This window comes from Mesorhizobium sp. 01N446, from assembly GCF_056399285.1.
This window is the reverse complement of sequence record NZ_JBFTRA010000006.1, coordinates 275,715-290,143: the sequence shown is the minus strand read 5'-3', so window position 1 is coordinate 290,143 and position 14,429 is coordinate 275,715. Positions and strand designations below refer to the sequence as shown.

Here is a 14,429-nt window from a genome sequence, read left to right as displayed (position 1 = left end):
TCAATACGCCAGCCTCTTCAAATCCTGCTGCAGCTTGGTGCCGCCGCGCCGCTTCTGGATCGGCGTCTGCAGGCTGATCTTGCCGCGGAATTCGTCGGTCACCTCGCGGGCCTCATTGATATCACGAACGACATGCGGCCGGATGAAGATAATCAATTCGGTCCGCCTGATGGAATCGTCTTTTTGCTTGAACGCATTGCCGAGAATCGGGATGTCGCCGAGGATCGGCACCTGGCTGCGGTCGACATTGTTGTTCTGCTGGATGAGGCCGCCCAGCGCCAGGCTCTCGCCGTCATTGACCAGCACGCGCGTCTGGATCTTGCGCTGCTGGATGGTTGGCGAGTCGATATCGGAACTGTCCGTCTTGGTGACGTTGCTGACCTCCTGCTGGATGTCGAGCATGACCCTGCCGGCATTGTTGATGCGCGGCGTCACCGTCAGGATGACGCCGGTATCCTTCATCTGGACCGAGTTGATGATCGGCGCGCTGCCGTTGCCGGTGTCCTGCGATTGCTGGGTCAGGATCGGCACCTGGTCGCCGACCTGCAAGATCGCCTTCTGGTTGTTGAGCGCCATGATGGTGGGCGCCGAAATGACGTTGACGTCGGTGACCTTGGAAAGCGCGTTCAGCGTCACCTGGATGTTGTCGGTTGCGTAGCTCCAGTTGAAGCCGGGCAGGGTGGCGGCCGCGGCGGCCTTGGCCAGGTCGGTGACGGAGACCTTGGTGCCGCCATTCTCGAAGAACCAGCGCAGGCCGTATTTCAAATCGTCGTTGAGCGTGACTTCGGCGATCACCGCTTCCAGCATGACTTGCGTCGGCAGCACGTCCACCTTGGTCAGGATCTGCTCGATGCGCTGGTAGTCGCGCGCCGTGGTCTGGATCAAAAGCGCATTGTTCTCGACATCGGCGACGACAGTGGCATGGGCGGGCGCCTCATTGTCCTGCTGAGGCAGCGAGGGCGAGGGCCCGGTCAGCGGCGCCGGCGTGACGCCGTCCGACTGCATGGCGATCGGCGTTTGGTCGGGCGACACGTTCGAGCCGCCCGATTGGCCTTCGGTCTTCACCGCGGTGCCGAGAACCGAGCTCAACACCGTTGCCAGCTCCTTGGCCGGCCGGTTCTGGATCTGGTAGACGAAGAGCTGGCTTTCATTGGTCTCGGCCAGCCTGTCGAGCTTGTTGATCCAGGTCGCCGCGCGCGCCAGATAGGCCGGGCGCGAGGTGATCACCAGCACCGAATTCAGCCGGTCATTGGGGATGAACTGGATGAGCTTGGCGCCTGGCCCCTCCTTGGTGCCGAAGATCGAATCGAGTTCGGCGGCGACCGCTTCCGGCTTGGAGGTCTTCAGGGGATGCAGCGCCACCGACATGCCGCGCATCCAGTCGACATCGAATACCGAGACCGCTTCCCGAATGGCGTTGAGGTCGCTGTCGCTGCCGGCGACGGTGATGATGTTGCGGGTGGAATCGACGCGCAGCACCGAGCCCTGGCGGGTGATCGGCTCGAGAATGGTCTTCATCTCGTCGGCGGCGATGAATTGCAGCTGCAGCACCTGCACCTTGACGCCGGGCCCGGACGGCGAGGTCGACGGCACGCTGACCGGCGGCGTCGAGGCCATGATCTCGGACAGCGGCACGATCTGGTAGGTGCCGCCGCGGCTGGTGATGCCGGCGGCATTCACCGCCAGCGCCGATTGCAGGATGTCGACCAGCGCATCCTGCGACACCGGCTGCGAGGTCTGCAGCGTCACGGTACCCTGCACGCGCGGGTCGACGATGTAGTTGAGGTGCAGCGCGTCCCCCAGCACTGCCTTGGCCGCGTCGGCGATCGGCGCGTTGACCAGATTGAGCTCGAACTTGCCGGAACCGTCGCCCGTCACCTTGGTGACCGGCGCCCCCGACGACACGAACTGGCCGGTGCCCTGATATTGCGCGCCGTTGAAGCGCTGCGCCGCGCCCGACGCCGAAGTGACGGCGGCAGGCCCGGTATAGCCCGCCCGCAGGGGCGAATTCTTGGCATGCAGGCTGTCGATGGTCTCGGTGAAGAAGTCCTTGCCCGGCGCGGAGGTGCAGCCGGCAACAGCCAGCAGCGTGAACAACACGACGCAATGACTCAGCTTGCTCGACATCCACCCGATTCCCCTGGGGCTTCAGTCTAGGGCTTCTTGCAAGCCGATGTCGGGAATGATGGCGGTGTTTGGGGTCTATCCACAGGGTAGGTGGGGGAGGGGGCGGGTTAGGATGGGAGCGCTGGATATTGGTGGAGGACGGGTGTTACTTCAGGAGACGTGATCTCGCTCAGGACTGCCCCTTGGGCTACAGAGGTGGCGTGGCTTTAACCGTCAGGGAAAAGTGCACTGTCACCGCAATTTGTAGTCTTCGGCGCGAAGAACATTTGAGTGCGCCCATTGCCGCGCTGTGTCACGTGGTGCGGCAGACCGGGAACGACAATGCGGACAAGGCGAGCCATGTGGTCAATTTATACGCAGCGGCAACCATGTGAACAGAGATAAAAGTGCACTGTCACCGTAACTTGCGATCGGATCGCGCCTTCTCAAATGTTTCCAGCGTATCGGATTCCAGATTAATAAGTCTCGCAAGATGATCGATGTCATCAAAGTAGTCCCACAGAATCATAAATCCTTTGTTGTGCGCCATGGGATGAATTTTGAAATCAGCGCCCAAATTCGAATCAACAATGTCGATTTCATCAAAAGACTCAGCGCTCAAACCAAGCATACCGTCTTCAAATGCATAGAATACGGCCCTAGTTCTAAGCCCGAAATCTTCCGATGTGTAAACTGCTATCGCGTACACGTCGTGTGTATTGTGGCGGCCTTTATTACGGATTTTCATCTTAATACGCCCCTGCAGCGTCAAATGGGTTTAGAGATGTTTCTCGAAGGGCTGTATCAACTATGCCCAGCGCAACACCTAGATGAATAGCAGTGCTAGACCAGAATCCCTTGGATTGGTCTGCAGCCCTGTTTATCGATTTTACGTCCGCAACCGCCCCTGTCCTTGTATTGTATTGGTAATGTACCTCAACTGTAACATCATCTGAGCTTTTTGTCTTCATAGACATCTTTTGCCAGCCATCTTCTGCCAAAAAATTCTTATCGTTGTTCATCCCGGCAAGTGGAGTTCCATTCTTCGGATTCTGTCTGGCCTCATTTGACAAGATTCGTTCGATGAGGTTCTCAGGTTTCTGATAAGTTCCCTTCTTCTTGTCGGCAGTTGAGATACCTTTGTCATTAGCAGCCTTGATCCCGGGCAAGCTATCCTGCGCGGCTTTTTCGGCGCCTTCGCCTAATGCCCTTTCGGCATCCTTCGCGACGCTTCGTTCAGCACCTCCTAGCAAGGCTCTACCTAGTGCTGTCAGCGCTCTACCGATTTCGCCGAAGATATGCCCATTCGGATCACTCTTGTTGACGGGATCATTGTTTGCATAGGCATACCGATTGGTACCAACGCCTTCCTTGGTCGGATCCCAATCATCCGGCGAAATAAACCGCCCCAGCACCGGATCCATGTACCGTGCATTGAGATAGAGCAGTCCTGTCTCGGCATCGAAGCGTTCGCCGATATAGCCCTTCAGCGTCTGGAAGCCGGTGTTGAGCTGCTCGCCATAGGTGGCGTAGGTGGTGCCTTCGACCACGGCGCCCGACATGTCGGTGACCAGCCGCACCGAGGCCAGATGCTCGCGGTGCAGGAAGTATTTTGCCGTGCCGACCACCTTGATGTCGGGATGCGGATAGCGCGTGTAGACCTCCGCGCCCGGCATCGCCGGATTGATCTCGACATTGGCGTCGGGATAGAGCGTGGTGGCAAAGCTCGATGATTTCTTGGCGCGCGCTCCGTCCGGTCCATAGGCGAGGTTGACGGTGTTGGAGGCAAGGCTGACGGTCTTCAGCCGGCTGGCCTCGTCCCAGGCGAGCGTGCGGCTGCCATCGGATGTGAGATTGCCATTGGCATCATAGGCCATCGCATTGGCGCCGACGGTGAGCGGCGCATGCGGACGGGCTGCACTCGCCGCGGGATAGACATAGGTGCCGGCGACACGGCTGCGTGAGACCATGTTGTCGTTGGCGGCATAGACGAAGGTTTCGTCCAGCGTGTTGTCGCCGAGATTGTCCGCCGAGATCAGCCGGTCGGCATTGTCATAGACATAGTTCCAGCTGCCGGGCGCGGAGGCGCCGACGATGCTGGTGATGCGGCCGAGGGCATCGCGGGTGTATTGCCGGTCCATCAATGTGGCGGCGCCAAGAGCCGTGGTGATGCGCGTCAGCCAGCGGCGTGTCGGCGAATAGGTGAAGGACGTCTTCACGCCATTGACGTAAGTGATCTCCCTGGTCTGGCCATCGGCCTCGTAAATGATCGAGGTGATGTAGCCGGGTGCCGAGGCAAGCCTGTTGCCGGCGGTGTATTGCAGCGGGGCGGCAAGCGTGCCGAAATCGAGCTGCATTGGCAGATACTGTGTCGCCAGTGTTTGCCCCGAGGCATCGCGCACGCTGGTCGTGGTGTGGGTCAGTGTGCCGATGGTGGCATCCTGGCGGGCGACCTTGCCGAAGCCGTCATATTTGTAAGCCTGCGTGGCCGCTGCATTCTGCGATGTGGTCAGCTGGCCTATGTTGTAAGAGCCGGCGGCTGACTGATCGTAGCTGTTCTGCGTCAGCGTCACCGGGCTGCCGCCAGGAGCGGTGGCCGTCTTTAGCGTCAGCCGGTCCATCTGGTCGTAGCTGAGATTGGTGACGGTGCCCCTGGCATCGGTCTGGCTGATCAGTCGGTTGGCGGCATCGTAGGTGTAGGTCCAGGTGCCGAGATCGGGATCGGTCGCCGACAGCCGGTTGCCGAGCAGGTCGTAGGTGTAGGACCAGGTCGAGCCGCCGGGATCGGTCACCCCGATCAAGCGGCCGAGCACGTCGTAGCTGCGCGTCTCCATCAGATTGAGGCCGCCCACGTCGCGAACGATGACGGCGATATCGCCATGCGTCGACCATGCCGTCCGGGTCTGGTGGCCGAGCTCGTCGGTCATCGTCGTGCCGTTGAGCCGCGGGTTGACGAGATCGACCGTCGCCAGGTTGTGCGCATAGGAGCGCTGGCTGGCATCCGGATTGACCGTCAGCACCAGCCGGTCGGCCCAGTCATAGCTGTTGGTGGTCCACTGCGCGGTATCGCCGACAAAGCGCGGGAAGGCGGTGCGCAGGACATTGCCGCGAAGATCATAGTCGGTGTCGGCAATGCGCCTTGGTCCGGCCCCTGTCTCTCCGGGCGTTTCCACGCGGTAGACCCGGCCAAGGCCGTCATACCAGGAGCGGGTGAAGTCTTCCCCCGCACCATTGGGCAGCGGTGTGTATTTGACCAACGCCTGTGTCGCTGGATTGCCTTCGTTCTCGAAGCGCGTCTTGGCATAGGCGCCGGTGACGCTCTGCGAGACCTGGTAAGGCCGGCAGAACGGATCGTAGGCGAAAGTCTTCACCAGGCCGTTGGGATCGCTCTTGGTGGCCGGCAGGCCGCAGACGGGATTGTAGGTGGCGCTCGAGACGAAGCGCGTGTCGACTGTCTGGCCGCCCGTCGCAAAGTACCGAGGCGCCCGCTCTGTTGTGGGATAGAGATGATAGGTGGCATCATAGTCCCACTCGGTCTTGTGGCCGAGGCTGTTGGTTGCCGAGACCTTGTTGCCGTAGGTGTCATAGGCAAAATACTGGGTCACCGCATTGGTCAAAGCGCTGAAGCTCTGTACCTGGGTCAGATTGCCCTTGGTCGGCACCGCCCACACGTCGGTCGTGTTGCCGTCATAGAAATTTTGCTTGTAGGCGACATAGGGGTCCGTGACATTGAGCCCGGCATGGGTGCGCTCGACAATCGGGGCCGAGACGATGTAGGCCGAGGTGTTGGGCGAGAAGAAGCGCTCCGTCCAGGTCTCGTCGCCATCGATATCGGTGCGGCCATAGTCCTTGAGGCCGACGATGTTGTTGTAGGCATCGAAGCCCCGGAAGACCCTGAGCGTGCGCGAGACATTCTCGGTCAGCGTCGTGTCGGTCACCGTGTTCTGCACCGTGTATGGCTTGCTCGCCGTGTTGACCGCATAGGTCTCGGCCACCTGCTTGTGCACGACACCCGCGCCATCCTTCCATACCGTCAGCGACGGCAGGCCGTAGCTGGCCAGGTCCTGGCGATAGGTGGTTTCGATGGTCGACGGCGCCGTCTCGCGATTGGCCAGCGGTCTGGTCTCGACAATCGAGGCGAAGCCCAAAAACTTGCGCGCCGCCGGATCGTACTTGCCGCCGGCATAGGCATAAGTGCTCACCGCCGTCTGGCCGCGGCCATCGCTGACCGACAGCTTCGTCACCGCATGCACCACCTGCGGCAGGTAGTTGTTTGTCCATGTCGAGGACGGCGTGTACTCGACCGCGACCGTGCCGCCGAGCTCCGTGGTGATCTGCTTGACGAGGTTCGGATTGCCCGTCCCTGCGTTCGAGATGAACATGTGGCTGTAGTCAGTGAAATCCGGCAGGCCATCGCCATTGAAGTCGCCGATCAACGTGCCTGCGCTCATGGCTGCAGGCAGCGTGAACTGCACTGGCGTCATAGAAGTCGAGGACGGCTGCAGTGAGAAAATCCTAACCGTCCCTGTCCTGCGAGAATAGGCCGTTGGGGTTCCATCGATGGTAACGACATCCAGCCTTCCATCATTGTCGAAGTCGCGCAGAACCGCCGACGTGCCTGCCGCCGATGAAGTCCAAAAGTTCTTAAAACCAATGCCGGTCGAAAGCCACAATCCGACGCTGCTGTTGTTGCCGTTGTAGCGCAGAATATCCGTTGCCCCGTCGCCATTGAGGTCGCCAAGAACGCAAGTACCTGGCGAAGTTTGGGTTGAGCAGTTGATCTCGAATGGTGTTCCGCTGCTTTGCCATACACCATTCGAGAGCACGCCCTTCTTAACGAACGTTCCCGCTGTATAAAGCGGTAGCTGCCTGCCATTGCCCAGGAAGTCCCCCACGCCAACGGGCTTGGCCGTATTGCTGTCGACATTGACATTATCAACGCCGTCGCCGTCAGGATCGGCAACAAATGTTGGCGCGTCGGGAGGCGTAGTAAAATTGGCGCCGTATGGCAAAGCACTGCAGACCGACTGATAGCCGGCAGGTGGTGTCGGATTGCAGTTCGATTTGGTCATTGCGAGTTGTGCGTCTGTCACAAGCAACGACCCAGACGCCGAAGAGCCGGCGTAATGGTAAAATACAAAATCCATTGTATTTTTGGTGGGAATAAAACGCCCAGGTTCCGAGAAGTCAAAGTCACCAATAGTCCATCCGCCAGTCTCTGTGGTCTTGGTGTCTGCCACACCTCCGGTGAAATCGAACTTGATTATTCTCTTGTATGTCTTGCTTGAGGCGGTGTTCCCTATTGTTTTCTGCTCGGCGTAACGTCCAAAGACTTCGTCCCGACCGTCAAGGTTGAGATCGCCAACCTGGCTTGGTCTGGTAATTACACTTTGACCCCATACGAGTGGCTGATCATAAATAGCTGAGTTCACTGTCCCATAGACGCCATCGGCATTCTGATAGGTCATCTGACCGAGCACCTTCGCCGTTCCTCCTGATATGGTGCCGTCGGCGGCGACAGCCGCATCCGTGCCATAGCGGGTGACGGTTGTGAGTCGTGAGGTGTTGGAGAACGGCGCCTGGTCGTAGGTGAGCTTGTAGGCGCCGCGCAGTGTTCCGCTCACTTTGACCGAGATCGTCTTGATGCGCTGGCTGGTCTCGGAGATATCGCGGCCATTGCCCATCAGGATCAGGTCGGGCCGCGTCTCATAGTAGAAGGTAATGCTGGTTCCGTTGTAGGTGACGGCCGCCGGATAGCACGTCGGGCTGGCCGGGCAGCTATAGCTGTAGGTGACGGTATTGCCGTTGGTGTCGGTCACCGAGGTCAGCAGCCACCGATAGTTCATGGCAAGATCATAGGCCGGTGTGCCGGCGGTGGGCGTCAAATTGGCAACCGCCGCCACCGAGCGGAAGGTCGAGACCGTGCCATCCCGGTCCGTCACCTTCCATTCATTGGTGGCGCTGTTCAACGCGATGCGGCGGTAGCTCTCATTCTCGGTCGCATGCGTGCCGCCGGTCGCGCAGGAGGGCGAGACCATGCCGGCAGTGCAGGCCACCATCGCCTGGCCGTCGAGCAGATAGATGTCGTTGGCGTCATAGGCAGGCATGCCATAGCCGGGTGTCGCCCGCTCGATGACGTCAAAACCGTCGAGACCCCAGCCATAACCGAGCCAGCCCTGATAGAGACCGCCGGTCTTGGTCTTGCGCGAGGAATTGTAGTTCAGCGCGATCTGCGGCTCGATGCCGTGGAAGGTGGGAACGTCGATGCCGATGGCATAGCCGAGATTGCCGTTGCCGGCGGCCTTTGGCAGATCCACCTTCGGCGTGCCGATCGCCTCGGGATCGCCGCTGTCGGTCGTCGTGGCCGCTGCCGCCATTGCCTGCGCCGCCGGCTCCTCGGGGGCGGCTTCGGTTTCGCTGGTCTTGGCCGCCTTGCCGGTTGCCTTCGTCGCGGCGGCAGTCTTGGTGCCATCTGGAGTGCTGGTGCCGTCGGCAGCTTTGGCATCGGCCGGCTTGGCGCCGACCTTGGCGGCGGCATCCGGGCCGCCGGTCGCAGATGAACCATTTTCGGTCGACTGCGAAGAACTGGGTGGGTTGCCCGCGGCCTGTCCGCCGGCTCCCAGCGCCGCTCCACCATTGCCGTAACCGGCGGCGGAGTTTCCTGCAGTCGCGGAAGAGCTTTGGCTCTCCTGCGCAAGTGCTGCAATCCCCGCGCTTTCTCTAATATAAGAGACAGCAGAAATATCCGCGCCAACGACACTCGCGGCAAGCACTGCCGCGCCAACAAGCAACCGTTTCATGAGTCCCCCGAGCCAAGTTGCTTATCGTTACTCACCTTTCATTTAGCCGATACGACAGGCTCTCGTCGCAGAGCCAATATCCACAGACATATTTTTGGAGGAGACAAAAGAACACTGCGCAAGGACAGTGAATGCTGGACGGATCGAGCATCTTTCGAATGATGCGATCCACGGTGCTGCATCGCCGGCATGGAAAGGTGGCGGAGAATTCATGGTGTCGAGGCACTGTACTCGGCATTAGCCGAGGGTGGGCACGAACAACTCTTCAACGGCTCCATCGCTTCGGGAGACGATGATCCATGCGCGCGTCAAAGGGTAGCGTGGTCATATGCGCCTCGAGCAATCGCGCGGCCGCTGCGATGTCCTGTCGTGCGCTTCATCGGTTCATGCAAGCTTCGGCTGGCGGTCGAAACAACCGGGCGCCTATACCGGTTCCGTCTCGTCCATCATCTGTTTGACGGCATCGGCGGCCCTGCTCATCCCCGCTTCGTCGATCGCCCAGCCGGCGAAGCGTTCCAGCAGGCGAGCGAACTCCACCAGTTCCTGCTCATCCCATTGCGCCAGCGCCCCGGCGAAAATCCGCCATTTGGTCTGGCGCACCGCCATCACCAGGCGCTCGCTCTTGGCGGTGGGTTTGAGACAAATGCGTCGGGCATCGAGCTGCGAGGCGACGCGGAAGGCGTAGCCACGCTCGACGAGGTCGGCCGAAATGCGGCTGGCGCGGGAGGGGTCGATCCCCATGCGCTCGGCGATGACGCCGACCGTCACCTCGTCCCTTGGGGTGTCGCCGACGACCGCGCTGAGCGCGATGATCGCGTCGAGATGGCTCACTTCCAGCGAGGGATCGATGCGCGCCAGAATCAAACGACCGAAATCCCTGCGCTGGACCGAACGGCGCACCTTGCTCATCACCGCATCGATGGCGGCGACGGCGTCGGCGGCCGCTTCGGACATGCCATTGCTGCGCGCCAGATCGGCAAGGTCCTGATCGCCATGCGTTTGGTGCAGGGCGGAAAATCGGTCGGGCTTGCCCGGCTCGGCATCGCTGCTTCTCATATTACAGCGCGCTAACAAAAATACATGCCGATGTCAATTGCATGCTGGTAGCATATATTTGATATTGACATATATCTGCCACTGGCACATAAACCGCGCCCAGCCTGCGGAGATCCCCATGACTCTCGACTCGACCCTTCCGGATGCGGCGCCCGCGGAGGCGGAAGCCAGGCCCGACCTTACGACGCTGATCGTCTATTCCGGTGCGCTGATCGCCATGTTCATGGCCACCATCGACATGCAGATCGTCGTCACGGCCTTGCCCACCATTGCCGGCGAACTCGGCAATCTGCATCTGTTCGGCTGGGTCGGCGCCGCCTATCTGCTGTCGACCGCCGCCGTCGCGCCCTTCTACGGCAAGCTCGGCGACATGTACGGCCGCAAGAACGTGGTGTTGACGGCGATCGCCCTGTTTCTGGTGGGTTCGCTGGTCTGCGGCATGGCCTGGTCGATGGAGAGCCTGATCGCGGCGCGCGTCCTGCAAGGCATCGGCGGCGGCGGCCTGATGGTCTCGGCCTTCGCCATGATCGGCGAACTGTTCGGGCCGCGCGACCGTGCCAAATACCAGGGTTACAGTTCGGCGGTGTTCGCGCTGTCGTCGGTCCTCGGGCCCTTGGCCGGGGGCTACATCACCAGCCTGTTCGGCTGGCGCTGGGTGTTCCTGGTCAATCTGCCGGTTGGCATCGTCGTGCTGGCGATCCTGGCATTCGCCATGCGCAGCCGGTTCAACGAGAAGCGGCATAGCATCGACTATCTGGGCGGCTTGCTTTTAGCCATCGGCACCACGGCAATCGTCTATTGGGGCTATCATCTGCTCGACCCCGCCGGGCCGGACTTGCTCACTTTCGCGCTGCCTGTCGTCGCGCTGGTGGCAATCGCCGCGTTCATCCTGGTCGAGCGGCGCGCCGAGGAGCCGATCGTGCCCTTGCGGCTGTTCGGCTCCTCGACGGTGCGCATCGTCTCGGGCGTGTCGGTGGTCGCCGGATCGGTGACGCTCGGCATGTTCTTCTATTTCGCGCTCTATATGCAGACGCTGACGGGGCTCAGTCCGGCCGAAGTCGGCTTCCTGTTCCTGCCGGCTTCCCTGACCTCGATGGTCATCTCTATCGTGGCCGGGCGGGTGATTGCCGCGACCGGCCGCTACAAATGGATGCCGGTGGTGGCGATGGGCATCGGCGGGCTGCTGATGATTGGCTTTGTCTTCATCAATTCGCACACGCCGATCTGGGTGCTGGCGGTGATGATGGGCCTGTTCGGCATCAGCATGGGCCTGCAGTTCCAGGTGCTGATCGTGGCGATCCAGGCGGCAGCACCCCTGCAGGATATCGGCGCGGTGACGTCGCTGATCACCCAGGCGCGGACCATCGGCGCGTCGCTGGGACTGGCGCTGAACGGCGCGGTGATGACCTGGGCCCTGAACGGGCAGACTTCGGAGCTTCCCGCCGATGCCGCCGCCCTGCTGCCGGAGGGCCTGACCGGGCTGAACCCGCATCTGGCGTCAAGCCTGCCGGCCGCGATCCGCGACGTGGTGCTCGCCCACTATTCCAGTGGTTTCAACGTGATGTTCATCTGGGTGGCGGCGCTCTATTTCGTCGCCATGGCGCTGACGCTTCTGCTGGAGGATGTCCAGATCCCGAAGCGGGGCTAGAGCAGTTCCAGGAAATGCGCGCGGCGCTTTCCCTTGGAAATTGCGTCAAATCAAAGAGTCGGAGCATTTCACCGTTTCCATGAAGCGGTGAAATGCTTTAGTCGGCCAGATGGTCGGCGGCCGGGCGGCGCCCGTCGATCCACAGCGCAAGCAATGTGCAGGCGGCACCTGACAGCAGATAGGCGCCGGCGGCGATGAGGCCGAAATTGCCGGCGAGCAGCAGGGCGGCGAGCGGCGCGAAGCCGGCGCCGAACATCCATGCCAGATCCGAGGTGATCGCCGAGCCGGTATAGCGATGCCGCCGGGAAAAGCTCGAGGCGACGACGCCCGACGATTGTCCGAAGCTGAGCCCCAGCAGGATGAAGCCCAGCACCATGAACAGCGCCTCTCCGACGGCGCCGCCGTCCAGAAGCTGCGGGGCAAAGCCGCTGAACGTCGCGATGGCGATCGCCGAACCGCCGAGCAGCGCACGGCGTCCGACGCGATCGGCCAGCGGGCCAGACGCAACGATGGCCGCGATACCGAACAGCGCGCTCACCGCCTCGATCATCAGGAAGCGCGCCGGCCCCTCATTGGTGAACAGGAACACCCAGGAAAGCGGAAACACCGTCACCATGTGGAACAGGGCGAAGCTCGCCAGCGGCGCGAAGGCGCCGATGACGACGTTGCGGCCCTCTGCCCGGATCGTGTCCCTTATGCGTGTCGGTTGCAGGTCGCCGCTCTCGTAAAGTTTCGAGAATTCAGGCGTGACGACAATGCGCAGCCGGGCGAACAGGGCCACGACATTGATGGCGAAGGCAACGAAGAAGGGATAGCGCCAGCCCCAGGAGAAGAAGTCGTCCGCCGACAGATTGGCAACGAAGAAGGCGAAAAGGGAACTCGCCACGATGAGGCCGATCGGCGCCCCGAGTTGCGGGATCATGGCATAGAAGCCGCGCCGGTTCTGCGGCGCGTTCAGCGCCAGCAGCGAGGGCAGTCCGTCCCATGTTCCGCCGAGCGCCAGCCCTTGGCCGATACGGGCAAGCGCCAAGAGCCACACCGCGATCGCACCGATGTCGCCATAGGCCGGCAGGAACGCAATGGCGACGGTCGACGTGCCGAGCAGGAACAGCGCGATCGTCAGTTTCGCGCCGCGGCCATAGGCGCGATCGATGGCCATGAACAGCACGGAGCCGAACGGCCGCGCGACGAAGGCCAGCGCGAAGATGCAGAAGGAATAGAGCGTGCCGACGAGCGGGTCGTGCGTCGGAAACACCAGCTTGGGAAACACGATGACCGACGCGATCGCATAGACGAAGAAGTCGAAGAATTCCGACGTCCTGCCGACGATCACGCCGACCGCGATATCGCCGGCGCTGACCTGGCCATGATGCGAGCCGATCAGCTCGCTGTTGGTTTCGGCAGTCGAAGTCTGAGCCATCTTATCCGTCGCCACCGCGTGGAATGAACTGTCCAGGACCCAATTCTGGGGATTCCCCAAGGGTTCCATTGTGCACTGCACACTGCGCCAAAGCCATGCCGGCTGGGCATTGGACAAATTGTCCAATGTTACCACAGCGTCGCGAGCAGTAGCCCTTGATCGATACCGCACTGCAACATGAATGGTTGCCGCGGTCCATCGAGGGCAGCGTTTGATGAAACGATTTGGAGCCTTGCTTCTGTTCCCCCTGGCCGGGCTGTTGAGCGGCTGCGATCTGGTCGTGCTGGCACCCGCCGGCGATGTCGCGGCCCAGCAGCGCGACCTGCTGGTGGTCTCGACCCTGTTGATGCTGGTCATCATCATCCCGGTCATGGCGCTGACCGTCTTTTTCGCCTGGCGCTATCGGCAGTCCAACGCCGCGGCGACCTATGCGCCGGACTGGGATCATTCGACGAAGCTGGAACTAGTGATCTGGGCGGCGCCGCTGCTGATCATCATCTGCCTCGGCGCGCTGACCTGGCTCGGCACGCATCTGCTCGACCCCTATCGCCGGATCGATCGCATCGAGCCCGGCCAGCCGGTCACTGAAGCGCACAAGCCGCTGCGGGTCGAGGTCGTGGCGCTCGATTGGAAATGGCTGTTCATCTATCCGGACTACGGCATCGCCTCGGTCAACGAACTGGCGGCGCCGGTCAACCAGCCGATCGACTTCCGCATCACCTCGTCGGCGGTGATGAATTCCTTCTACATCCCAGCCCTTGCCGGGCAGATCTATGCCATGCCGGCGATGGAGACGAAGCTGCACGCCGTCATCAACCGGCCGGGCACCTATAGCGGCTTCTCGGCCAATTACAGCGGCGCTGGTTTTTCCGGCATGCGCTTTGCCTTCCACGGCCTGTCCGGCCAGGCCTTCGACCAGTGGGTGGCGCAGGCCAGGAGCGCGACGGCGACGCTCAGCCGCGACAACTATCTCGAACTTGAAAAGCCGAGCGAGAACGAGCCGGTCCGCCACTATGCCTCCGTCGATCCCGACCTCTATGGCGCCATCCTCAACCTGTGCGTCGAGCGCGGCAAGATGTGCATGAACGAGATGATGTCGATCGACGCCAAGGGCGGCCTCGGTCTTGCGGGCGTGCGCAACACGCTGCCGCTGCAATACGACAAGCTCGCCCGGCGCGGCGCGGTGTTCGGCAACGATCCGTCCTACGTCGCCAGCATCTGCACGGCGGAGGAGGCGGCTGCCGCCGCGCGCGCGGCCAGCGCTGCCGCGCCGACCGATTGGCCGGCCAAAAATCTTTCCCCGCTGCGCGGAGCAGGGCTGCTCAGGCCCGGCACCGAGAGCCGTCGCGCCGAGGCGGATACGCCGTCGCTCGGCCTGCTGCGGCAAGAATTGTGAGTG

7 protein-coding genes are annotated in these 14,429 nt (G+C 61.6%); 2 read left to right on the top strand and 5 right to left on the bottom strand.

The genetic code is table 11. The features are described from left to right. The 4 genes from gspD to AC1DPX_RS23005 all read right to left on the bottom strand — a co-directional run bounded on the left by gspD (position 1) and on the right by AC1DPX_RS23005 (position 9,962). Positions 1–2,127: a type II secretion system secretin GspD gene (gene gspD, locus AC1DPX_RS23020; protein ID WP_477239741.1), complete on the bottom strand. Its 2,127-nt coding sequence runs from the start codon at positions 2,125–2,127 to the stop codon at positions 1–3. Between the two features lie 394 nt (positions 2,128–2,521). Continuing rightward, a complete protein-coding gene (locus tag AC1DPX_RS23015; protein ID WP_477239740.1) occupies positions 2,522–2,854 on the bottom strand; it encodes a hypothetical protein in 333 nt (110 codons plus the stop codon). A gap of 1 nt (position 2,855) precedes the next feature. Then, positions 2,856–8,906, bottom strand: a complete 6,051-nt coding sequence (locus tag AC1DPX_RS23010; protein ID WP_477239739.1) for an RHS repeat-associated core domain-containing protein — start codon at positions 8,904–8,906, stop codon at positions 2,856–2,858. A gap of 423 nt (positions 8,907–9,329) precedes the next feature. After that, positions 9,330–9,962, bottom strand: a complete 633-nt coding sequence (locus AC1DPX_RS23005; protein ID WP_477239738.1) for a MarR family winged helix-turn-helix transcriptional regulator — start codon at positions 9,960–9,962, stop codon at positions 9,330–9,332. A gap of 118 nt (positions 9,963–10,080) precedes the next feature. Between AC1DPX_RS23005 and AC1DPX_RS23000 the strand changes: the two genes are divergently transcribed. Next, entirely contained in the window at positions 10,081–11,610 is a 1,530-nt protein-coding gene (locus AC1DPX_RS23000) for an MDR family MFS transporter (protein WP_477239737.1), read from the top strand. 97 nt (positions 11,611–11,707) lie between these two features. Here the strand turns inward: AC1DPX_RS23000 and AC1DPX_RS22995 are convergent, their stop codons facing one another. Beyond that, positions 11,708–13,030 (bottom strand): MFS transporter, encoded by a 1,323-nt coding sequence (locus AC1DPX_RS22995; RefSeq protein ID WP_202355908.1) that lies wholly within the window; start codon positions 13,028–13,030, stop codon positions 11,708–11,710. 214 nt (positions 13,031–13,244) lie between these two features. On the opposite strand from AC1DPX_RS22995, the gene cyoA reads away from it, so the two are divergent. Beyond that, a complete protein-coding gene (gene cyoA, locus AC1DPX_RS22990) occupies positions 13,245–14,426 on the top strand; it encodes a ubiquinol oxidase subunit II (protein ID WP_477239736.1) in 1,182 nt (393 codons plus the stop codon). Positions 14,427–14,429 lie beyond the last annotated feature (3 nt).

What these genes read in the sequence shown, in the direction of transcription:
- AC1DPX_RS23000 (WP_477239737.1), top strand. Translation starts at nt 10,081, where the DNA reads ATGACTCTCGACTCGACCCTTCCGGATGCGGCGCCCGCGGAGGCGGAA.
- AC1DPX_RS22995 (WP_202355908.1), bottom strand. Translation starts at nt 13,030, where the DNA reads ATGGCTCAGACTTCGACTGCCGAAACCAACAGCGAGCTGATCGGCTCG.
- AC1DPX_RS23015 (WP_477239740.1), bottom strand. Translation starts at nt 2,854, where the DNA reads ATGAAAATCCGTAATAAAGGCCGCCACAATACACACGACGTGTACGCG.
- cyoA (WP_477239736.1), top strand. Translation starts at nt 13,245, where the DNA reads ATGAAACGATTTGGAGCCTTGCTTCTGTTCCCCCTGGCCGGGCTGTTG.
- gspD (WP_477239741.1), bottom strand. Translation starts at nt 2,127, where the DNA reads ATGTCGAGCAAGCTGAGTCATTGCGTCGTGTTGTTCACGCTGCTGGCT.
- AC1DPX_RS23010 (WP_477239739.1), bottom strand. Translation starts at nt 8,906, where the DNA reads ATGAAACGGTTGCTTGTTGGCGCGGCAGTGCTTGCCGCGAGTGTCGTT.
- AC1DPX_RS23005 (WP_477239738.1), bottom strand. Translation starts at nt 9,962, where the DNA reads ATGAGAAGCAGCGATGCCGAGCCGGGCAAGCCCGACCGATTTTCCGCC.